Raw genomic sequence first — 21,778 nt, 5'->3', positions numbered from 1 at the left:
CCTCCCTCAAAGCCCCCGAACTCTTCTCTGCTTTGGAGTCACCAATGTTCCTTCGTAGACGGCCGGGCCGGTTGGCAGCCGGTCTGAGCGCCCTCACCGCCACCGCGCTGCTCGCGACCGGCTGTGGCGGCATGTCCGACAGCGGCACGCAGGCCGCGTCCGACGCCGGCAAGGACTGCAAGTCGAAGACCAAGGTCCGCGTCGTGCTCCAGTGGGTCGCCCAGGCCCAGTTCGCCGGCTACTACGCGGCGAAGGACAAGGGCTTCTACGACGCGGCGTGCCTGGACGTGACCATCCAGGAGGGCGGCGTCAACATCGTCCCCCAGCAGGTCCTCTCCTCCGGCAACGCCGAGTTCGCGGTCAGCCACGTCACCAAGACGATGGCGACCCGCGAGCAGGGCGCCGACCTCGTCAACATCGGCCAGGTCTTCCAGCGCGGCGCGTACCTGCAGGTCGCCTGGGCCGACTCGGGCATCAAGACCCTCGCCGACCTCAAGGGCAAGAAGACCGGCAGCTGGGGCTACGGCAACGAGCTGGTGCAGTACGCGGCGATGCGCGGCGCGGGCGTCGAGCCGACCAAGGACACCCAGATCATCCAGCAGCCGTTCGACATGTCGCTGCTGCTCAAGCGCGAGGTCGACAGCGCGCAGGCGAAGACGTACAACGAGTACGCCCAGCTGCTGGAGACTAAGAACCCGAAGACCGGCAAGCTGTACCAGCCGTCGGACTTCACCGCGATCAGCCTGCAGGACGCCGGCTACACCAGCCTCGAGGACGGCATCTACGCCCGCGGGGACTGGCTCAAGGACCAGGCCAACCAGGACACCGCGGTGAAGTTCCTCAAGGCGTCGTACCAGGGCTGGGCCGCCTGCCGCGACGACCTCAAGGGCTGCGTCGACATCGTGCTCAACCACGGCAGCGCGCTGGGCACCGGTCACCAGACCTGGATGCTCACCGAGGTCAACAAGCTGATCTGGCCGTCGCCGAACGGCATCGGCGCGATGGACCAGAAGTCGTGGGACTCCACCATCGACATCGCGATCAAGGGCGGCGTGCTCAAGAACAAGCCGGACAGCAGCGCGTTCCGCACCGACCTGTCCGACAAGGCCCGCGAGGAGCTCAAGGCGGCCGGCGTGGACGTCGCGGGCAGCTCCTACAAGCCCGAGACGCCGACGATCACCGAGGGCGGCAAGTAGCCGCGCGGGGTGCCGGACGGGGTCACGGCCTCGTCCGGCATCCCGGTGGCCCGCCGCGCCTGCCAGGATGGCATCGAAAGAATTGCCGCTGACGATGGCAAGCGGATAACGGGAGGAACTCGATGGCATCTGGTGAAGCCGGCCTGGTCCGGCGCACCATCTGGCTGCTGCGCGCGGTGGCCGCCCACCCCGAGGGCGTCGGCCTCAGCGAGGTCGCGCGCGAGGCGGGCATTCCGAAGGCGACCTGCTACCGGGTGCTGACCGTGCTCGAGCGGGAGAGCTGGCTGACCCTCGACCCGGTGACGCGGCGGTACCGCGTGTCCCTCGGCCTGCTGTCCATCGTGGGCGGCCTGCTCGACGGTGGCGGCGCCTATGGCCACATGCGGGACGTCCTGCGCGGCCTGGCGGGGGAGAGCAGGGAGACGGCGGGCTTCGACGTCCTGCTCGCCCCGAAGGTGATGGTCGTGGCCCAGGTGCCGGGGCCCTCGCTCATCGGCCAGACCCTCAAGCCCGTGCCGCGGACCCAGCCCGTGTGGGCCACGTCCACCGGCAAGGTGCTGCTGGCCGCGCTCGACCCGGCAGAGGTCCGGGCCGACTTCGCCGAGGAGTTCGCCACGTCCGCCCCGCCGGAGGTCGGCGACCTGGACTCGTTCATGGGCTCGCTGGCCGCGGTCCGCGCCCGCGGGTTCGCGTTCGCCTACGACGAGCTCGAGGTCGGCGCGGCCTCGGTGGCCGCGCCGGTGCGAATCAGGGGCACCACGCCGTACGCGGTCTGGATCGGCGGCCCCACCTACCGGCTCACCCGAGACCGGATCGACGAGGTGGCGGAGTCGGTCATGAAGGCCGCCCGGCAACTCAGCGAGCTGCTCAGCAATACCGACATCGAGCTGCCCAGTGGGCTGGGCCGGCTGTAACGCCGGCGATGGACCGGACCGGGGACGACCGGCCGGTGGAGGAGGAAGCAATGGCCTCATTTGACGAGGCGCTGGCCGCGGCGACGGCGGCGGCCGGCCGGGTGCCGAAGGGCCTGTACATCGACGGCGAGTGGCGGGCGGCCCAGGGCGGCAAGGCCCTGGCGGTCGAGGACCCGGCGACCGGCTCGGTGATCGCGGAGGTCGCCGACGCATCCGTCGCCGACGCGCTCGACGCCCTGGCCGCCGCCGACCGGGCCCAGCACACCTGGGCGGCCACGGCGCCGCGCGAGCGCGGCGAGGTGCTGCGCCGGGCGTTCGAGCTGATGGTCGAGCGCCGCGACGACCTGGCCGGGCTGATGACCCTGGAGATGGGCAAGGCCTTCGCCGAGTCGCAGGCCGAGGTCACCTACGCGGCGGAGTTCTTCCGCTGGTTCGCCGAGGAGGCCGTCCGTATCGACGGCGGCTACCTGCCGGCCCCGGCCGGCGGCTCCCGGGTGCTGCTCATGCGCCAGCCGGTCGGCCCGTGCCTGCTCATCACCCCGTGGAACTTCCCGATGGCGATGGGCACCCGCAAGATCGGTCCGGCGCTCGCGGCCGGCTGCACGGTCGTGGTGAAGCCGGCCAAGCAGACCCCGCTGTCGATGCTGGCGCTGGTGGCGATCCTCGAGGAGGCCGGCGTCCCGCGGGGCGTGGTCAACGTGTTCACCACGGCCCGCTCGGGCGAGGCCAGCTCGGCGCTGCTGGACGACCCGCGGCTGCGCAAGGTGTCGTTCACCGGCTCGACCGAGGTGGGCCGGACCCTGCTGGGCCAGGCCGCCCAGCGGGTGCTGCGCACGTCCATGGAGCTCGGTGGCAACGCGCCGTTCCTGGTCTTCGACGACGCCGATCTCGACCTCGCCATCGAGGGGGCCGTCCAGGCCAAGATGCGCAACGTCGGCGAGGCCTGTACCGCCGCCAACCGCTTCTATGTCCAGCGCTCCGTCGCGGAGCGGTTCGTCAGCGGCCTGGCCGAGCGCCTGGGCCGCCTGCGCGTCGGCCACGGGCTCGACCCGGCGACCGAGGTGGGCCCGCTCATCGACGGCAACGCCGTGAAGTCGGTCGGTGAGCTGGTCTCCGACGCGACCGCGGCCGGCGCCCGGGTCGTGACCGGGGGAGCGGCCGTCGACGGCGACGGGTACTTCTTCGCCCCGACGGTCCTGGCCGACGTGCCCGGCGATGCCCGGACGGTCCGCGAGGAGATCTTCGGCCCGGTGGCCCCGATCGTGGTCTTCGACGCCGAGGACGAGGCGGTCGGCCTGGCCAACGCCTCCGAGTACGGCCTCGCCTCCTACGTCTTCACCGAGAACCTGGGCCGCGGCCTGCGCGTCAGCGAACGCCTGGAGAGCGGCATGGTCGGGCTCAACCAGGGCGTCATCTCCAACCCGGCGGCGCCGTTCGGCGGGGTGAAGCAGTCCGGGCTCGGCCGCGAGGGCGGGCGGGTCGGCATCGACGAGTACCTGAACATCAAGTACACGGCCGTCCGGGCGAACTGGTGACCGGCTTCGTCCTGGCCGGCGTCCAGTGGGAACCGGTGCTCGGTGACGTCGAGGGCAACCTCGCGGCCTCGTCGGCCTGGATGCGGCGGGCCGCGGCCGAGGGGGCCCGGCTCGTCGTCCTGCCCGAGGCGTCCTCGGCCGGCTACGTGTTCGAGGACCGGGCGGAGGCGGCGAAGTACGCGGAGCCGATACCCGACGGCCCCACGACCACCGGCTGGGCCGCGCTCGCGGCGGAGCTGGGGATCTGGATCGTCGGCGGCGTGACCGAGCTCGACGGGGAGCGGGTCTACAACTCCGCGGTGGTGCTCGGGCCGGACGGCCACCTGGGCACGTACCGCAAGGCCCACCTCTGGAACGACGAGAAACGCGTCTACGACCCGAACACGGCCGGCTTCCCGGTGTTCGACACCCCGCTGGGGCGCATCGGCGTCGGCATCTGTTACGACGCCTGGTTCCCCGAGACGTTCCGCAGCGCGGCCGTACAAGGTGCGGATCTTCTCGTGCTGCCGTCGAACTGGGTGCCCGTGCCCGGGCAGCCCGACACCGGGCCGGCGATGGCGCACCTGATGTGCATGACGGGCGCGCACAGCAACCAGTTCTTCGTCGCCGGCATCAGCCGGATCGGCGTCGAGCGCGGGCAGGAGTTCGTCGGGCGGTCCGTGCTCGTGGGCCCCGACGGCTGGCCGCTGGCCGAGCCCGCGAGCCGCGACCGCGAAGAGCTGGTGCTGGCCGAGGTCGACCTCATCGGCACCCGCCGGGAGCGCCGGGAGAACCCGTTCAACCAGCCGCTGGCTGACCGGCGGACCGACCTCTACTCGAGCTGAGCTTCGAGTCCTCACGGCTCTTGACAGCCCCCCGCAGTGTCTACAGTATTTGAACCGACGGTTCGTTCAATGAACCACAGAGGAGTGATCGTGATCAGGGTCCGGAAGATCGTTCGCCACCTCGAGGAGACCTGGCTCGAGAACGGTCAGGACGTGCAGCCCCGCCACCGCGTCGCGTTCGTCGGGGTCGTCATCGAGAACCCGTACCCCAGCGAGTACGTGCAGGATCTGGTGACCCTCGCCGACGAACTGGGCGAGGAGATCGGCAGCCTCATCGGCCCGGCCTGCGTCGAGCTGCTGGGCGACGAGGTCGAGGCCTTCGGCAAGGCGGCGCTCGTCGGCATCGACGGGGAGCTCGAGCACGGCTCGGCGCTCATTCACAACCTGCGGTTCGGCAACATGTTCCGCAACGCGGCCGGCGGCACCGAGCTGCTCCCGGCGGCCGAGAAGGTCGGGCTCACCGGCAGCCCGATCGACATCCCGCTCAAGCACAAGCTGGACTCGAAGACCCGCTCGCACCACCAGACGGTGACGCTGCAGGTCGCCGACGTCCCGCGGCCCCGCGAGATCTTCGTGATCGTCGCCGCGGCCAACGCCGGCCGCCCGCTCGCCCGCCTCGCCACGTTCGGCGCCGAGGTCAAGGCCGGCGCATGACCATCACCGAGAACCAGATCGGCACCGACGCCTGGACCGCGGAGCGGGTGAAGGCGGTCGACAAGGAGTACGTCATCCACTCCTGGTCGGTGCAGGGCTCGCTCGACCCGATCCCCGTCGCCGGCGGCTCGGGCTCGTGGTTCTGGGACTACGACGGCCGCAAGTACCTGGACTTCCAGTCGCAGCTCGTCAACCTGAACCTGGGCCACCAGCACCCCCGCCTCGTCGAGGCGATCCGCGCCCAGGCCGAGGAGCTGTGCTACATCGGCCCCGGCTTCGCGGAGCGCTCGCGGGCCGAGCTCGCCGAGATGATCGCGAACCTGACCCCCGGCGACCTGAAGATGAGCTTCTTCACCACCGGCGGCGCGGCGGCCAACGAGAACGCGGTGCGGCTCGCCCGCCACGTGACCGGCCGGCACAAGATCGTCGCGCGGTACCGCTCCTACCACGGCGCCACCGCCGGCGCGATGTCGCTCACCGGCGACCCGCGCCGGTGGGCCGCGGAGCCGGGCATCAGCGGCGTGGTGCGGATGCTCGACCCGTACACGTACCGCTGCCCGGCCGGGCACCCCGACCCGTGCCCGGTCTGCTCGGGCGGGCCGCACCTCGAGGAGATCCTGCAGTACGAGAACCCCGAGACCGTCGCCGCCGTCATCGTCGAGCCGGTCACCGGGACCAACGGCCTGCTCTACCCGCCGGACGGGTACCTGCAGTCGCTGCGCGAGGTCTGCGACCGGTACGGCATCATCCTGATCTTCGACGAGGTCATGGCCGGCTTCGGCCGCACGGGTGAGTGGTTCGCCTGCAACCACTGGAACGTCACGCCCGACATCCTCATCACCGCCAAGGGCCTGAACTCGGGCTACGTCCCGCTGGGCGCGATGACGGTGAACGAGCGGATCTCCGAGTGGCTGCGGACGAACATGTTCTGGGGCGGCATGACCTACGCCGGTCACCCCCTCGCGTGCGCGTCCGGCGTGGCCTCGCTGCGGATCATGCAGGACGAGGGCGTCGTCGACAACTCGCGGGCGATGGGCGAGCGCCTCGGCGCCGGCCTGGCCCAGCTGGCCGAGCGGCACCCGAGCATCGGCGACATCCGCGGCCGCGGCCTCTTCTACGGCGTCGAGCTGGTGAAGAACCGCGCGACCAAGGAGCCGCTCGTCCCGTTCAACGCCAAGGGACCCGCGGCCGCCCCGGTCGGCAAGCTGCTCAAGGCCGCGATGGAGCGGGGCGTGTACCTCACCGCCAACTTCAACGTCCTGCGCCTCACCCCGCCGCTGGTCATCAACGCCGCCGAGATCGACCTGGCCCTCGGCGTGCTCGACGAGGTCCTCGCCCTCGCCGACGAGCACTACCAGGGCTGAACGCGACACAGGGCAGTGACAGGGGAGTGACATGGGATCGACACTGATTCGCGGCGGTACCGTCGTCAACGCCGACTCGGCGATCCGCGCCGACGTCCTGGTGCGCGACGGGCGGATCGTCGCGCTCGGTATCGGTTCGGACTGGATCGCCGACGAGGTGATCGACGCGACCGGCATGCTCGTCATCCCGGGCGGGATCGACGCGCACACGCACCTGGAGTACCCGATCGACGGGTTCACCACCAGGACGGCCGACGACTTCCACACCGGGACCGTCGCCGCCGCGCACGGTGGCACCACGACGATCCTGGACTTCGTCAAGAAGGAGCCGGACCGGTCGCTGTACGACACGTACCTGCGCCGCCGCGACGCGGCCCAGGAGCGCTCGGTCATCGACTTCGGTCTGCACGCCATCGTCCCGCCCCGCGCCCAGCAGCCCGACGTGCTCGACGACCTGCGCCGGCTCGTCGGGGAGGGGGCGGCCAGCTGGAAGTTCTTCATGGCCTACCCGGGCACCCAGATGGTCGACGACGGCGAGCTGCTCGAGGGCTTCGACCTCGCCCGTGAGCTCGGCGTGCTGCCGATGGTGCACGCCGAGAACGGGCACATGGTGGCCCGCGAGACCCAGCTGCTCATCGACCGCGGGGACACGGCCGAGCACTTCCACGCGACCGCCCACGGCCACGACTCCGAGGCCGAGGCGGTGCACCGCGCGATCGTGCTCGCCGAGTCCGTCGGGGCGCCGCTGTACGTCGTGCACGTCTCCAGCGCCGCCGCGGCCGATGAGATCAGCCGGGCCCGGGCCGACGGCCGCCGGGTGTGGGCGGAGACCTGCCCGCAGTACCTGCAGGTCGCCTACGAGGACTACGAGGGCCTGGGCGAGAAGGCCGCGGCCTACCTGTGCTCCCCGCCGATCCGCGAGCGCAGCAACCAGGAAGGCCTGTGGAAGGCGCTCGTCACCGGCGCGATGGCGACGGTCGCGACCGACCACGCGGGCTTCTGCCTGCACCAGCCCGACGACCTGCCGCCGCAGAAGCTGCGCAGCCCCGGGTACTTCCCCAAGGTGCCCAACGGCGTGCCCGGCATCGAGGACCGGCTCATGGTGCTCTGGGAGGGCGGCGTGGCGAGCGGGCGCTTCGACGCCTGCCGGTTCGTCGACCTGGTCTCGACCCGGCCGGCCAAGCTCTTCGGCCTGTTCCCCCGCAAGGGGATCGTCGCCGTCGGGGCCGACGCCGACCTGGTCGTGTGGGACCCGACGGCCGACCACGTCATCACCACCGAGAACACCCACATGCGCACCGACTACAACCTCTACGACGGGATGCGGGTGACCGGCAAGCCGGTCCACGTCCTGTCCCGCGGCGACCACCTGGTCGGCGCCGACGGCTCCTTCGACGGCGCCGCGGGCCGCGGATCCTTCGCCGAGCGCGGCGCGCCGCACCTCTTCTGAACGGATTCTGAACGGAGCGTTATGAAGATTCCTCTTGGCATCCACGTCGGCGAGCGGCTCAGCCTCGAGCAGACCTACTGGCAGGCCGAGTTCGCCGACCAGAACGGCTTCGAGTCGGTCTGGGTCGCCGAGGGGCGCCTCGCCCGCGACGGCATCGTGCCCGCCGCGATCATCGCGAGCAAGACCCGCAACGTGAAGATCGGCACCGGCGTCGTCAACAACAAGAGCCGCAACGCCGCGCTCATGGCGGTCACCTTCAAGACCCTCGACGAGGTCGCGCCCGGCCGCGCGATCCTGGGCATCGGCGCCTGGTGGGAGCCCCTCGCGACCAAGGTCGGGCAGCCCCTCGTCAAGCCGATCGCGTCGATGCGCGAGTACATCACCGTCCTGCAGTCGTTCTTCCGCAACGAGCTCGTCGACTTCGAGGGCGACTTCGTGCAGATGCGCGGCGTGCGGTTCGACAGCATGTACCGCGAGAACAAGCCCGTCGACATCCCGATCTACATCGGCGCCGTGGGCCCGAAGATGCTCGAGCTGGCCGGTGAGATCAGCGACGGCGTGCACATGGACTTCCTGCTGCCGCCGTCGTACCTCGTCGGCGCGAACGCCGCCATCGAGCGCGGCCTGGCCAAGCGCACCGACGGCAAGACGTCGATCGACCTCACCCAGATCGTCTCGTGCAGCATCAACGACGACGACCCGCAGGAGGCCATCGACGCCTGCAAGGCCTTCCTGACGCTGTACCTGTGCCAGCAGCCCCACATCGCCGAGCACTGCGGCGTCGAGCGCGAACTGGTCGACCGGCTCCAGGAGATCGCCGGCTGGCCCGCGACCCCCGAGGACATCAAGCGCGCGATGCAGCTCGTCCCCAACAGCCTGGTCCAGAACGTGACCGCCTGTGGCTCGACGGACGACGCGTTCGGGAAGCTGATGTCGTACCACGAGGCCGGCGTCCGCAGCCCGATCATCTCGACGCTGGGCGACAAGGAGCAGACCCTCACCCGGCTCGCCCAGGCGGCCAAGGCATGAGCGTCACCACGATCGCCGTCATCGGCGGGACCGGTCCCCAGGGCCGCGGCCTGGCCTACCGCCTGGCTCGCGCCGGACACTCCATCGTGCTCGGCTCCCGCTCGCCCGAGAAGGCCGAGGCCGCCGCGGTGGAGCTGCGCCGCGAGCTCGAGATCGCGTCCGTGGAGCTGCGGCACCAGGCCGGGGACATCACCGGCGCATCCAACCTCGACGCGGCCGCCTCGGCGCCCGTCGTGCTGCTCGCCGTGCCCTACGACGGCCACACCGAGCTGCTGGAGGCCCTCGCCGGCAAGCTGGCCGGGAAGATCGTCATCAGCTGCGTCAACCCGCTGGGCTTCGACAAGCAGGGCCCGTTCGGCCTCGACGTCCCCGCGGGCAGCGCCGCCGAGGAGGCCGCGTCCCTGGCCGGCGGCGCCACCGTGGTGGGCGCGTTCCACCACCTCTCGGCCCCGCTGCTGCTCGACCCGGACGCGGACCTGAGCCACGAGGACGTCCTGGTGTGCGGCGACGACCGCGAGGCCAAGGAGCTCGTCATGGGCCTGGCCGCCGACGTGACCGGCGGCCGGGGCGTCGACGCGGGCCGGCTGCGGCTGGCCCGTCAGCTGGAACCGCTGACCGCCGTGCTCATCTCGGTGAACAAGCGGTACAAGACCCGTTCCGGGGTGTCCATCACCGGCCTGACCCCGGCCTCCCACGAGAGGGTCCCCGCGTGAAACTCGCCGCGCTGCAACTGCAGGCCTCCAACGACCGCAAGGAGACGATCGGCCGCGCCGCCGACCTGATCGACGACGCCGCCGGCCAGGGCGCCCGGATCCTGCTGCTGCCGGAGCTCTTCGCCGTGCCGTTCGTCCAGCCGGAGCCGGACCTCGACTACTTCGAGCTGGCCGAGCGCATCGACGGCCCCTCGAACCAGATGGCCGCCGAGCGCTCGCGGCAGCACAGCATGACCATCGTCTCGTCGATCTTCGAGGCCGCCGATGTGCCGGGCGTGTACTACAACACGGCCTGCACCTACGTGGCCGGCGAGCTCAAGTCGGTGTACCGCAAGTCGCACCTGCCCTTCTCCAACGGATTCCCGGAGAAGTTCTACTTCCAGCCCGGCGGCTCGGAGCCCGAGGTCGTCGACACCGGCGAGACCGGCGTCGGCACCATCATCTGCTACGAGCGCCACTTCCCGGAGCTCAGCCGGATCGTGGCCCTGCGCGGCGGCTCGGTGCTGTGCGTGCCGGTCGCCTCGGCCAGCGCCCCGATGCGCGAGGTCTTCCAGCTGGAACTGCGCGCGCACGCGGTGTTCAACGGCCTGTTCGTGATCTGCTCGAACCGGGTCGGCAAGGAGGGCGTCAAAGACTACTTCGGCCTCAGCGCCGTCTACGGCCCGGACGGCGACGTGCTGGCCGAGGCGGCGGACGGCGCCGACGGCCTGGCGGTCGCGGAGGTGGACCTGAGCCTGATCGACCGCACCCGGCGCAAGCGGCCGTTCCTGCGGGATCGGCGGCCCGAGCTGTACTCGCGCCTGACGAAGATGGGCCCGACGGCCTGACCCCGAGCCGGTGCGGCGCATGCGATGCCGTTGCCTCATTGCATGCGCCGTGCCGTTCCACCCACCCCTGAGTCCACCCCTGAGTCCGCCTCGCGGCGTCATGGGGCGAAGCGGCCGACCTGCTCCTGGATCTGCCCGGCGAAGCCGTCCGCCATGGCGAGCTGGTCGCGCAGGGTCTGCACGCGGGCCTGGGCGGCCTGGTGAAGCCCCGAGCGACGGCGATCTGTGGCTATGGCGCTCCGATCCGGCTGCGGCGCCGCGATGCGCCGGGCGGGTTCGAGGCGCCGTCGCGCAACGCGACGGCGAGCAGCAGCGCGACGCAGGCCAGCCAGGTCGCCGGCACCGCGACCGGGTCGGGCCAGTGCGGCAGCGGCAGCGCCGGCAGGTCCTCACCGAAGACGGGCAGCGCCCACCCGGTGAGCCGCCACACCGCCAGCGCGCTGCCCAGCCCGAGCAGCCCCGCGACGACGACCAGCGCCGGGTACGTCCACAGCTTCGCCCGCCGCATCGCGGCCCGGCTCAACCCCTGCGCGCGCAGCGCCGCCTCGTCCGCGGCGCGGCCGGTGCGGTCGACGGCGGCGATCAGCCCGAGCCCACCCGCGGCGAGCAGCACCGCCAGCGCGCCGGCCAGCAGGTGGAACCAGGTGGCCAGGGCCGGGCCCTGCGAGGCGAGGCGGCGGCGGGTCTGCTCGGCGGTCACGTCACCGGTCACGATCAGCCCCTGCCGGGCGAGCCGGGTCAGCACGTCGGGCGGCGCGGCGCCGGTGAGCCACACCTCCGAGCGGTGGGCGCTGCCGGCGTCGGTGGCGACACGGTTGGCGTACTCCAGGTCGACCAGCATGCCCGCGGTGCCGAGCCTGGGCAGCGCGCCGGCCCGGCCGGTGACCCGCACCTCGGCCGGCCGCTTGTCCATCCCGGCGAGAGTGCCGTCGCGCGGCGGCGGGCCGGCGGTCAGCACCGGCAGCGGGTACGGCGCGTCGACCGGCTGGATCCAGGCGCCGTCGGGCAGCCCGCCGGGCGCGTCGACGGCGAGCCGCAGCCCGTCCCGCACCGCGTCGAGCCGGCCGCCGGCAGGCCGCCACCGGGTCACGTCGGTGAGGTCGGCGCCGCCGAGCTTCCGCACGGTGAGCACGAACCGGGTGCTGGTCGGCGACGTGCTCTGCGCCCGCAGGTGCAGCCCGACCAGTCGACAGCCGTCGACACACAGCGGGGTGCGTTCCCGGAACGCGTAGGTGCCGTCGTTGACGAACTTGAACGGCACGGTGGCGGTACCGCGGCCGGTGAGGGACGACAGCACGACGGTGAGCTCTTCCGGAACCGACATCTTCACGTCGGACACGTCGACGTCCAGCGCGACGTCCGGCCCGCGGACGGTGACCGGCTCGCGGGCCGGCGGGCGCAGCAGCAACGCGACCCGGGCCGCGTCGAGGTCGCCGTACTCGGGGCGCCAGTCGACGACCGTGGCCAGCCGGGTGGTGTCCACGGCGAGCGCGGACGCGTCCTCGGACAGTTGCGCGGCGGCCATCGCGTAGGCGCCGTCCGGGTCGACGGCCCGCACCGCGTGCAGCAGGTGGTCGCGGGTGACCGGCGCGACCGACACGACCCGCGGCGCGCCGGTGCCGATCCGCGCGGCCAGGTCGCGGTCCTGCGCGGCGACGTCGGCGGAGGCGACCGCGTACCCGAGCACCGCCACCGACGCGACCAGCAGCAGCATCAGCCGCTGCGGCCCCGGCCGGCGGGCCAGCTGCAGCGCGGCCAGGGCGACGCTGAGCCGGCCCCGGCGCAGCGCCCGCTTGCCGAGCAGCCCGGCGAGGGGCGCGAACAGCCGGGCGCCCACGAGGGCGAAGGCCAGCATGGACAGCGCCGGGGCGAGCATCCCGACGCCGGCCAGCCCGCCGCCGGTGAGGAACAGCTGCACCACCGCGGTGGCGGCGAGGACCCCGACGAGCACCTCACCGACCGGCAGCCGCCGCCCGGTGCGCCGGGACCGGACCCGGCGCAGCAGCTCACCGACCGGGCTGAGCAGGTGCCGGCGCTGCGCGAGCAGCGCGACGACGAGGGCGCCGAGCGCGGCGAACGGCGCGTAGCCGAGCGCGCCGGCGGTGAACAGCGGCACCCCGATGCCCGGGAACCGCCAGGCGGCGATCGCGCCCACGACGAGCTGCCCCGCGACGCACCCGGCGACCGCGCCGGCGAGGATCGCGGCGATGTTCTCCCCGAGCGCCAGCAGCCACCGGTGCCACCACGCCCCGCCGTGCAGCGCGACGACCGCCAGCTCCGGGCGGCGGCCCTCCACGCCGTAGTCGGCGGCGAGGTACAGCACCAGGTACGCCAGCAGCAGCAACGGCACCGCGCCGACCGGCACCGTCTGGCGGGCCAGCGCCCGGCTGCGCTCCACCCGGCCGATCAGGTCGGGGATGCCGGTGGTGACGCTGAACGCCTGGCTGAGCTCGGCGGTGCGGTCCTTCAGCTCGTCGAGCTGGCCGCGCAGCCGGCCGAGGCGGGCCGCGTCGAACGTCGCCGGGGCGGCGGTCGCGTCGACGCCGACGAGGGTCGAGGTGCGCCGCATCAGGGCGAGGGTGGCCTGGCCGGCGAACACGGGCTCGCCGGTGCGGCCGGTGACGTCGACGGCGAAGTAGTCGTGGGAGCCCCAGTACTCCTTCTGCGGGGCGGCCGGCCGGTACACCCCGACGACGGTCAACGGGGTGGGCTCGGTGAACGCCGCGTAGACCGGTCCGGTCGGGGAGCCCTTGCTGACGGCGAACGCGAGGGCGACCGGGTCGCCGACGCCGAGCTCGAGCCGTTCGGCGGTGCGCTCGCCGATCACGATCTCGCCGGAGCCGAGGTAGCAGCGCCCGGCGAGCATGGTCAGGTGGGCGCAGGCCTCCTGCCGGTAGGTGAGGCGGGACGCGTCGCGCGGCTCGGGCTCGATGCCGGCGGCCGGGAACTCCGCCGAGTACACCTGGGTGAAGCCGGGCACGGTGAGCAGCGCGCTGGTGACGTCGGTGAAGTCGATCGTGCTCGTGTCGCTGTTGTCGACGGTGGCGCTGAGGGCGACGGTGCGTTCGCCGGGGGCGGCGCCGTCGACCTCGCTGCGGACCACGGCGAGGTCGACGGCGCGCAGGTAGGCGGGGACGGCGACGGTCGCGCCGACGACGACGAGGGTCAGCAGGAGCAGGGTCGTGGCCTGGCCACGGCGGGTGCGCAGCATGGCGAGCACCAGGGAGATCACCGGCGGCCTCCATCGCTGTCGCGCAGGTTCCGGATCCAGGCGAGCATCACCGCGCCCGATGCCGCCCCGAGCACCGTCAGCGTCAGGAGCCCGGTCCCGCCGAGTACCGACAACTGCGACGTCTCCGGTGGTGGTAGTAGCCGCCAGTCGTCGAGGAACACCGCCGGGACGTCGGTGACCCGGGCCGCGACTCCGGCCACGACCAGCCCGCCCAGCACCCCGAACGCGACCAGCGCAGCCTGTCCGCCGGTCTCGACGCCGACCGCGGCGCGCATCGGCAGCCCCTGCGCGCGCAGCGCCCGCCACTCGCGGGTCCGCGCCGCCTGCTGGACGGTCACCGCCACGGTCGCGGCGACCGCGGCGAGCAGCAGCGCGCACAGCGCGCCCAGCAGCTGGAAGCGGGTGGCGAGGGCCGAGCCGTCCTGGTCGAGCCGTTCGATGCGGCGCTCGACGCTGTCGGCGGCGAGCACGCTCACCCCGGCGGCGGCCAGCTCGGCGGTGAGCGCGTCGACGGTGGCCTGGGGCGTACCGGCGGCGATCCACACCTGTGGCACACCCGCGGTGCCCGCGTCGGCCGCGGCGTGCACCGCCGCGTCGAGGTCGATGACGGTGCCCGCCCGGCCCAGCACCGGCAGCACCGACGTGGTCGCGGCGACCCGCACCGGCACGGACGAGCCGCCGAACAGCGGCAACGCGGGGTCTCCGGCCAGCCACGTCTTCGGCGCCGGTCCGGCCAGGATCACCGGTACCGCCGCGACGACATCCACCACGTATGCGTGGTTGTCGCCGACGGCCGCGTTGTCCACCACGGGTTTCGGGATTCGCAGCGTCAGCGCGCCCTGCCGGGCCCCGACGCTCATCGCCGGTCCGGTGTCGGCGCCGCGCCACCGGCGCTGGTCGCCGAGGCTCGCGCCGCTGAGGATGACGGCGTCCGGCCCCTGCTGGCGCAGCTCCCGCACGACCAGCGCCGAGTTCGCCGGGGCGCTCACCGGCCTCTTGTCCACATCGGACGGTCCGGCGAGGACGAGCCCGACGATCCGGCAGCCGCTCTCGCATCCGCGCACCGGCGCCGACGCCTGGTGCTCGCCCGGCGGGACCGGCCCGATCGGCACGGACACGTCCGCGCCGGTCACCCCGTGCCGGAGCGTCAGCACCAGCCTGACCGGCTCGGCGGAGTCGTTGCGGGCGTCAAGGGTGAGGCCCGTGCCGCTGATGAGGGGCAGCGGCTCGGCCCGTGCCGCGGCCGGGTCCAGCGCGCTGCGCGGACCGTACTCGGGCCGCCAGTCGGCGACCGCCGCGAGCCTTGCGGAGTCGACCGCGAGCACCGGTGGGGACGCGCCGAGGTCGGCGACGACCGCCATCGCCGTGCGGCCGCCCGGGTCGGCGCGGCGCACCGCGGCCAGCAGCGCCGTGTGGTTCGCCGCCTGCACGGTGAGCACCCGCGCGGCGCCGAGCTCGACGCTCGCCCGGTCAGCGCGGGCGGTGCGCCCGATGGTGAAGCCCTGCGCGGCCAGCCCGAGCAGCGCCACCGCGAGCGCCATCAGCACCAGGATCCGGTCGGCGCCCGGCTGCCGGGAGAACCGCAGCGCGGTGAGCGCGAGTTTGATCTGGCCGAAGCGCAGCGCCCCGCGCCCCAACCGGTCGCTGCCGGCGGCGAGCAGCCGCGCCACCAGCACCGCACCGGCGAGCGCGGTCAACGCGGGGGCCGCCACCCCCAGGCCGGTTGTCGTCCCGCCGGCGTGCGCCTGGTACAGGGCCGCGGCCGCGGCGACCAGGACCACCACGTCGAGGGTGCGCCGCTGCCAGCCGCGTCGTTGCGACGGCACCCGCCGCAGCAGGGTCGCGACCGGCGCGCGGAACGTGGCCACCTCGCCGAGGACCAGCACCGTCAGCCCGACCACGAACGCCGCGACCACCGCCGCCCCGGTCAGCTGGGCGGCCGGCCACAGCTGCGCCGCCGGCACGTCCGCGCCCGCGGCTTCCCGTGCCCCGAACACCCCGAGCAGCAGCCCGACCGGCAGCGCCGGCAGCATCGGGAGCAGATGTTGACCGGCGGTGAGCCGCAGCATCCGCAGCCGGGTGCTGCCGCGCAGCTTCAGCAGGGCGATGTCGGGCCGCCGGTCCTGCGCGGTGTGCCGCCCGGCGACCGCCAGCGCCAGCCAGCACAGCACGAGCGCCTGCACCCACGCGACCAGCATGCCCTTGCGCACCGCCGCCCGGTCCGCGTCGACCGCGTCGAGGAGGCTCTGGTCCGGCGGGACGAAGGTGAACCCGGCCTTCTCCAGTGCCTCCTGCGTGTCGCGCAGCTCGTCCCGCCCGGCGCCGCTCACTGTTCTGGCCGGCAGCGATGTGGTGTAGACGGCGGTCGGCTCGTCGAACCCCTCGTCGCCGAACGTCGCCGGCGACACGAACGCCGGGTCGAGCGCCTCCTCGCCGGCGGTGATCTGCCCGGGCCCGAACAGCGGCTCGGCCCAGTACGCGCCGGACGGGTCGGTCCGCTCGTACGTGCCGGTGACCCGCAGCGTCACCTCCGTCGCCGACTGGGTCCGCAGTTTCAGCTGGTCCCCGGCGCGCAGCCCGAGCGTGTCCGCCGCCCGCCGGCTCAGCATCGCCTCTCCCGCCGCGGCCGGGCAGGCGCCGCTGACGCGTACGTGCTCGCAGACGCCGTCGCGGTACGCCACCGGCGCGACCCGCTCGAACCCGCCGGTGACGCTGGTGAGCGGCCGGGTCAATCCGAGCACCGGCGCGGTGCTGCTGTCCAGGAGCCGCTCGACGTCCGCCCGGAACTCGGCGAGCGCCCCCTGCGGGTCCCGGCCGACGGGCGTGCCCCGGTGCACAGTGAGGATGCGCTGCGCCGCGGGCGCTGCGGCGATGTCGGCCGCGGCGGCCCGGGCGGTCGCGGCGGCGGCGAACTGCGGCCCGGCGGCGGCGACCGCGCAGAGCAACGCGGTCAGCGCCGCAACCGCCAGCCACTGCGCCGGACGGCGGCGCAAGGCAGCAAGCACCAGCAGCAGCATGCGTTCCCCCCCATCGCCTGCCGTCGATCACGCTCGCCGGGCACCTTACCCGCCGGGGTCGCTCACTGACGCCCTGCGAACGGCCTTTTTTTGCGACCGGGAGAAAGCTGGGCCGCTTGTTGCGGAGCATCAGCCGCCGGCACCTCGGCCTCTGGGGGTCGTGCAGGCGGCGCCACTCGGCCGGGCGTCGCCGTAGCGGGCGCGGAAGCGCCGGCGTCACCACCGGGGTCCTCCTGGCCCCGGCCGCGCGCGACGACGGCCGAGGTTTCCGGCCGCGCCGACCGGAAACCTCGGCAACCGAAGAGCTCCGGCATCCGTCTGTTCCGTAGCATCATCGAGACCTGACAGGGCCGGACCGAATTGGAGTACCTCCGTGCCGTTGCGCCGCATCGCCGCACTCGGGTTGACCATGCTGGCCCTGACGCTCGGCGGCAGCCGCGGCAACAGCGGCCCGCCCGCGCCTCCCGCGGCCGCGCCGGTACCGGTGGTCGCCGAGCACCAGGAGCCGACGGTCCAACCGAGCGTGCCGAGCCCCATGGCCTCGCCGTCCGCGTCGTCGCCGGTCATCGCGACCGGCGACGGCCCGGCCGGAACGGTGCGCAAGACCGGGTCGGACGCGGTCGCGCTGACCTTCGACGACGGCCCGTGGGACGACACTCCTGCCGTGCTGGACCTGCTGGCCCAGCACCACGTCAAGGCGACCTTCTGCATGGTCGGCCGGCAGATCGCTGCGCGCGCCGAGATGGTCCGGCGGATGGTCGCCGAGGGGCACACCCTGTGCAACCATTCGTGGAGCCACGACGAGATGCTGCGCACCCGTACGCCCGATCAGATCAGATCCGACATGCAACGCACCAACGACGCGATCCGGGCGGTCGCACCCGGCGCGGTGATCGGCTACTTCCGCGCCCCCGGCGGCAACTGGTCGCCCGACATCGTGAGCATCGCGGCAGGCCTGGGCATGACGTCGATCTCGTGGACCGTCGACCCGCGGGACTGGAGCGGCCCGGGGGTCCAGTCGATCGTCAACACCGTGCTGACGAAGACCCGTCCCGGCGGGATCGTGCTCCTGCACGACGGCGTGGGGCCACAGACGGTCGCCGCGCTGCGAACGATCCTGCCCGACCTGGCGGGCAGGTTCACCCTGATCGCCCTCCCGCCGCCGACCAGCGTGGCCCACACCTTGCGACAGGAGGCCGCCGGGTTCTGTTGCACTCCGCGTTCGACAACATGCAGACCGGCGGCGCGGCTGGACAAGCCGTCCAGCCGCTCGCCGGCATCCATCGGGAGAGATGAGCGTCGACCCCGATTCCCGTCGAGTTCGCTCCGCACGGCATCCTGCCTCGCGCCCCGAGAACCTGCCCAGTTCGCCGGATCTCGCCGGTGAACTGAGCCCCCGTTAACTGCGGCTTCGGTGCGCGTCGCAACGTCATGCCGGGTGTGGCGTGGAGTTCGCTCGCACGTGCCATGGTGACCGATGCCGTCACCGTTTCGTCCTCGATCGGTCTCCTCGCAGTCGGACTGCTCCTCGTACACTCGCCAGGAGCGTGACGAGGGTGGGAGGCGGCATGGAGTTCGGCATCCTGGGCCCGCTCGAGGTCCGGCACGGCGACGGTCAGGTCACGATTGGCGGGACGAAGCAGCGGCGTGTTGTTGCGACCCTGGCGCTCAACGCCGGCCGGGTAGTCACGCTGGGCCAACTCGTGGACGCCGTGTGGGATGGCGAGCCTCCGGTCACGGCCCGTAAGCAGGTCCAGAATGCGGTGTCCGCGTTGCGGCGTACACCTGTGGGCGCAGCGCTGGCGGCGGTCGGCCCCGGGTACGTGTTACGGGTCCCGGTCGAACAGGTGGACGCCGGGAGATTTGAACGATGCCTGGCCGAGGCGCATGCGGCCCGGGCCCGCCATGATCTGACGCGCGCGGCCGAGACGTTGCGGGCAGGGTTGGCGATCTGGCGCGGGCCCGCGCTCGCGGGTGTCGGGGGCAGGACCGCGTTGACTGCCGCGGGACAGCTCGAGGAAAGGCGCTTGTCGGCAGTCATCGCCTGGGCCGAGATCTCTCTGGAGCTGGGATCGCATGGTGTCGTCGCCGACGAGCTGAGCGCGGAGCTCGATCGGTATCCGTTGTGTGAGCCTCTGGCCGGCCTGCTGATGCTGGCGCTGTACCGTGCTGGGAGGGCCGCGGAGTCGCTGGTGTGCTACCAGCGGATTCGGCACACGATTGCGGAGGACTTGGGCGTGGACCCAGGTCCTGAGCTGCAAAGCCAGTATCATCGGATCCTCGCTGCTGATCCGGCGCTGCATCACCGGTCTGAGGCGCTCCAGCGCAACTATCTGCCCCGAGACATCGGGCATTTTACCGGCCGCCTCGCCGAACTGGACCGGCTGATGTCCATTGTGGACAGTGGTGGCGTGACAGTGATCCAGGCTATCGACGGGATGTCGGGGGTAGGCAAGACGGCCATCGCGGTGCACGCGGCACACCGGTTCGCGGGGCGCTTCGCTGATGGCCAACTGTTCATAGACCTGCATGGGCACACCGCCGGCCGTGATCCGTTGACGGCTGAGGAGGCCCTGGATGTGCTGCTGCGCGCCGTCGGGGTTCCCGACGCTCGAATCCCGAAGAGCCTGGATGAGAGGGCCGCTGTGTGGCGGGGGGAGCTCGCCGGAAGGCGTGTCCTGCTCGTCCTCGACAATGCGTTGAATTCCGCCCAGGTCGGGCCACTGTTGCCGGGTTCGGCCAGCTGCGCCGTCATGATCACCAGCAGACGCCGATTGACCGGGCTGAACAGTGCGGAAGTGTTGTCGCTGGACACTCTGCCCCCGGATGATGCCGTTGCCCTGTTCCGAGCGGTCGTCGGGCCGGACCGCTGCGAGGCCGAACCAGCCGCAGTCGTCGAAGTGGTCAAGCTTTGCGGCCACTTGCCGCTCGCGATATCCATCGCCGCGGCCCGCTTGCGTACTCGTCCACAATGGACAGTGTTTGATCTGGTCGAGCGGCTTGCCGATGACCATCGCAGGACGAGGTTGCTGCAGTCGGAAGACAGGGGCGTCACCGCTGCCTTTTCCCTGTCATATCAACATCTTGTCGATGCTGAGCAGCGCATGTTCCGCCTGCTCGGTGTGCACCCGGGCTCAGACGTCGACGTCTTCGCCGCGGCGGCGCTGGCCGGCCTGACCGTGGACGAGGCCGAGAACCTGCTCGACGCCCTGTGCGACATGCATCTGCTGATACCGCACCTCCCCGGCCGGTACCGTCTGCATGACCTGGTGCGCGACTTCGCCCGGGCCAGCGTCGAAGCCGAGGAGCCCGCATCGGAACGATCGGCCGCACTCGACCAACTCCTGGACTACTACCTGCATGTCACTCAGATCGCCACCGAACTGGACGCACCCGGGCGGCCCACCCTCGGCGCAAGCCCTCGATATCGGCCAACTGCCGTCCCTCGACTCACGAAGACTTCAGAGATTCGGTCGTGGGTCAACGCCGAATACGCCAATCTCCTTGCCGTCGCCCGGCTCGCGGCGCAGCACCGGGCCGGCGAAGGCGGCTGGCAGCTCCCGCGCAATGTGGGGTCACTCCTGTACGAGAACGGTCAGCTCTCGGCGAGCCTCGAGGTGTTCAGGATCGCGCTGGCCGCATGCGGGCCCGAGACCCCGCCCGTAGTGAAGTCCGCCTGCCTGTTGGACGTCTCCATGATGCACAAGGTGCTGGGCCAATACCGGCTCGCACTCGACTACCTCAACCAGGGCACAGCCAATGCCGCTCATTCGGGCGATCGCGACGGCATCGCGCGATCACTGATTCACAAGGCTGACCTGAGCTACCTGATCGGCTCGTTCACCGATGCCGTCACATACGCCACCCGCGGTTTCGAGATCTACCATGACCAGGCCGACCTGTGGCGTGAAGCAGCAGCCTTGACGGTGATCATGGATGCCCTGAGCAGGCTGGGACGCCACCGTGAGGCGATCGACGCCGCGGATCGGGCGGCGCTCCCCCTCGACGGATTCGCCAACCTGCGGCAGGCCAGCGCTGTTCTGAGCCGACGGGGCACCGCCCACAGCGGACTGGGCGAGCACGACAGCGCGATCCGGCTACTTCACCAGAGCGTAGACCTTGCCCGACAGGGTGAGGACCGGCGCTTTGAAGCTGACTATCTGCACCGGCTCGCAGAGGCGACTCGAAGATCCGGGCAGCCTCATGAGGCGCTGAAACACGCGCGTGAGGCACTCGCCATCCTCCACGACATCGCCGATCCGGTGGATCTGGCCGAGACACACAACGTTCTGGGCGCGATCCACAGCGACATCCATGACTACGAGGTTTCGCTTGCCCACTACCGTCAGTCGCTTGAGATCACGGCAACCGTTGAATACCGCGTGGCGAAGGCACACGCTCACAGCGGAATCAGTCGGTGCCTGACTGCGCTGGGGCATCCCGGCGCACAGACACACCGGCAACAAGCGCTGGCGATCTACGCCGAAATCGGCGTCCCGGAGGCCGATTCGCTGCCTGAGGTGGGGCCGGCCCGACCAGAAGAGCGACGACGTCGCCGCCCGCGGCACCTGCACCCACATGACGATGTGGGCACGTAACACCGTCGGCCTGCACAACCTCATCCGGCTCACCTCGCGGGCATCACTGGAAGGCCGGGCCGGCAAGTACCCGCGGATGGACTTCGACCTCATCGCCGAGCACGCCGAGGGCATCATGGCCACCACCGGCTGCCCGTCCGGCGCGGTGCAGACCCGGCTTCGGCTTGGCCAGTTCGACGAGGCGCTCAAGTCCGCCGCCCGGTACCGCGACGTCCTGGGCAAGGACAACGACTTCCTGGAACTCATGGACCACGGTCTGCCGATCGAGCGCCGGGTCCGCGACGACCTGCCGCAGATCGGCCGCACACCGCACCGCGCGTGACACTGACCCTCGTGGCCGATCGGTGCACCGCCTCGCTGGTAACGCGCTGCGGGACACCCTGTGGTCGCATCCGGGCAGGTCAGAGGTTCACGTCCGCCTGGTC

At 72.0% G+C, this 21,778-nt stretch carries 14 protein-coding genes and 1 pseudogene; 13 read left to right on the top strand and 2 right to left on the bottom strand.

Going from position 1 to position 21,778, the window contains the following annotated elements; genetic code table 11:
* Positions 1 to 44 precede the first annotated feature (44 nt).
* The 10 genes from ACFY3L_RS37745 (at position 45) to ACFY3L_RS37700 (ending at position 10,506) form a co-directional block, all read left to right on the top strand.
* Positions 45 to 1,196, top strand: coding sequence for an ABC transporter substrate-binding protein (locus ACFY3L_RS37745; RefSeq protein WP_389335583.1), 1,152 nt, complete (start codon positions 45 to 47; stop codon positions 1,194 to 1,196).
* A gap of 122 nt (positions 1,197 to 1,318) precedes the next feature.
* Positions 1,319 to 2,110, top strand: a complete 792-nt coding sequence (locus tag ACFY3L_RS37740; protein ID WP_389335580.1) for an IclR family transcriptional regulator — start codon at positions 1,319 to 1,321, stop codon at positions 2,108 to 2,110.
* 50 nt (positions 2,111 to 2,160) lie between these two features.
* Positions 2,161 to 3,645 carry an NAD-dependent succinate-semialdehyde dehydrogenase gene (locus ACFY3L_RS37735; RefSeq protein ID WP_389335577.1) on the top strand — a complete coding sequence of 495 codons (1,485 nt, stop codon included), beginning with the start codon at positions 2,161 to 2,163 and terminating at the stop codon, positions 3,643 to 3,645.
* A complete protein-coding gene (locus ACFY3L_RS37730) occupies positions 3,642 to 4,469 on the top strand; it encodes a nitrilase family protein (RefSeq protein WP_389335574.1) in 828 nt (275 codons plus the stop codon). Before ACFY3L_RS37735 ends, ACFY3L_RS37730 begins: the two co-directional genes overlap by 4 nt.
* 90 nt (positions 4,470 to 4,559) lie before the next feature.
* Entirely contained in the window at positions 4,560 to 5,123 is a 564-nt protein-coding gene (locus ACFY3L_RS37725) for an amino acid synthesis family protein (protein ID WP_344513343.1), read from the top strand.
* Entirely contained in the window at positions 5,120 to 6,487 is a 1,368-nt protein-coding gene (locus tag ACFY3L_RS37720) for an aminotransferase class III-fold pyridoxal phosphate-dependent enzyme (RefSeq protein ID WP_389335570.1), read from the top strand. Before ACFY3L_RS37725 ends, ACFY3L_RS37720 begins: the two co-directional genes overlap by 4 nt.
* A gap of 31 nt (positions 6,488 to 6,518) precedes the next feature.
* Positions 6,519 to 7,937 (top strand): dihydropyrimidinase, encoded by a 1,419-nt coding sequence (hydA, locus tag ACFY3L_RS37715; RefSeq protein WP_389335567.1) that lies wholly within the window; start codon positions 6,519 to 6,521, stop codon positions 7,935 to 7,937.
* A gap of 21 nt (positions 7,938 to 7,958) precedes the next feature.
* Positions 7,959 to 8,966, top strand: a complete 1,008-nt coding sequence (locus tag ACFY3L_RS37710; protein WP_389335564.1) for an LLM class flavin-dependent oxidoreductase — start codon at positions 7,959 to 7,961, stop codon at positions 8,964 to 8,966.
* Positions 8,963 to 9,679, top strand: coding sequence for an NADPH-dependent F420 reductase (gene npdG, locus ACFY3L_RS37705; RefSeq protein WP_389335561.1), 717 nt, complete (start codon positions 8,963 to 8,965; stop codon positions 9,677 to 9,679). The genes ACFY3L_RS37710 and npdG overlap by 4 nt, the downstream gene beginning before the upstream one ends.
* Positions 9,676 to 10,506, top strand: coding sequence for a carbon-nitrogen hydrolase family protein (locus ACFY3L_RS37700; protein WP_389335558.1), 831 nt, complete (start codon positions 9,676 to 9,678; stop codon positions 10,504 to 10,506). The genes npdG and ACFY3L_RS37700 overlap by 4 nt, the downstream gene beginning before the upstream one ends.
* Positions 10,507 to 10,735: 229 nt before the next feature.
* On the opposite strand, the gene ACFY3L_RS37695 is transcribed toward ACFY3L_RS37700, so the two are convergent.
* Together ACFY3L_RS37695 and ACFY3L_RS37690 are read right to left on the bottom strand one after the other, a co-directional pair.
* Positions 10,736 to 13,738, bottom strand: coding sequence for a hypothetical protein (locus ACFY3L_RS37695; RefSeq protein ID WP_389335555.1), 3,003 nt, complete (start codon positions 13,736 to 13,738; stop codon positions 10,736 to 10,738).
* Positions 13,735 to 16,743, bottom strand: coding sequence for an FtsX-like permease family protein (locus ACFY3L_RS37690; protein ID WP_389335552.1), 3,009 nt, complete (start codon positions 16,741 to 16,743; stop codon positions 13,735 to 13,737). The genes ACFY3L_RS37695 and ACFY3L_RS37690 overlap by 4 nt, the downstream gene beginning before the upstream one ends.
* A gap of 385 nt (positions 16,744 to 17,128) precedes the next feature.
* Here ACFY3L_RS37690 and ACFY3L_RS37685 point away from each other — a divergent pair, with 385 nt between their 5' ends.
* From ACFY3L_RS37685 to ACFY3L_RS37675, 3 genes and pseudogenes are all read left to right on the top strand, one after another.
* Positions 17,129 to 18,142 (top strand): polysaccharide deacetylase family protein, encoded by a 1,014-nt coding sequence (locus ACFY3L_RS37685; RefSeq protein ID WP_389335549.1) that lies wholly within the window; start codon positions 17,129 to 17,131, stop codon positions 18,140 to 18,142.
* A 181-nt stretch (positions 18,143 to 18,323) separates the two neighbouring features.
* Positions 18,324 to 21,353: a BTAD domain-containing putative transcriptional regulator gene (locus ACFY3L_RS37680; RefSeq protein WP_389335547.1), complete on the top strand. Its 3,030-nt coding sequence runs from the start codon at positions 18,324 to 18,326 to the stop codon at positions 21,351 to 21,353.
* Positions 21,271 to 21,651: pseudogene (locus ACFY3L_RS37675) on the top strand (PHP domain-containing protein); the annotation flags it as partial. The gene ACFY3L_RS37680 and the pseudogene ACFY3L_RS37675, both read left to right, overlap by 83 nt.
* Positions 21,652 to 21,778: the final 127 nt, after the last annotated feature.

Origin of the sequence: Dactylosporangium sp. NPDC000521 (assembly GCF_042898305.1) — a bacterium.
Classification (GTDB): domain Bacteria; phylum Actinomycetota; class Actinomycetes; order Mycobacteriales; family Micromonosporaceae; genus Dactylosporangium.
Note: the sequence above shows the minus strand (reverse complement) of the source record. Positions and strands in the feature narration are given on the sequence as shown.

Excerpts from the sequence above, each read along its gene's own strand:
- ACFY3L_RS37745 (WP_389335583.1), top strand. The coding sequence starts at position 45 with ATGTTCCTTCGTAGACGGCCGGGCCGGTTGGCAGCCGGTCTGAGCGCC.
- ACFY3L_RS37740 (WP_389335580.1), top strand. The coding sequence starts at position 1,319 with ATGGCATCTGGTGAAGCCGGCCTGGTCCGGCGCACCATCTGGCTGCTG.
- ACFY3L_RS37735 (WP_389335577.1), top strand. The coding sequence starts at position 2,161 with ATGGCCTCATTTGACGAGGCGCTGGCCGCGGCGACGGCGGCGGCCGGC.
- ACFY3L_RS37720 (WP_389335570.1), top strand. The coding sequence starts at position 5,120 with ATGACCATCACCGAGAACCAGATCGGCACCGACGCCTGGACCGCGGAG.
- hydA (WP_389335567.1), top strand. The coding sequence starts at position 6,519 with ATGGGATCGACACTGATTCGCGGCGGTACCGTCGTCAACGCCGACTCG.
- ACFY3L_RS37710 (WP_389335564.1), top strand. The coding sequence starts at position 7,959 with ATGAAGATTCCTCTTGGCATCCACGTCGGCGAGCGGCTCAGCCTCGAG.
- npdG (WP_389335561.1), top strand. The coding sequence starts at position 8,963 with ATGAGCGTCACCACGATCGCCGTCATCGGCGGGACCGGTCCCCAGGGC.
- ACFY3L_RS37680 (WP_389335547.1), top strand. The coding sequence starts at position 18,324 with ATGGAGTTCGGCATCCTGGGCCCGCTCGAGGTCCGGCACGGCGACGGT.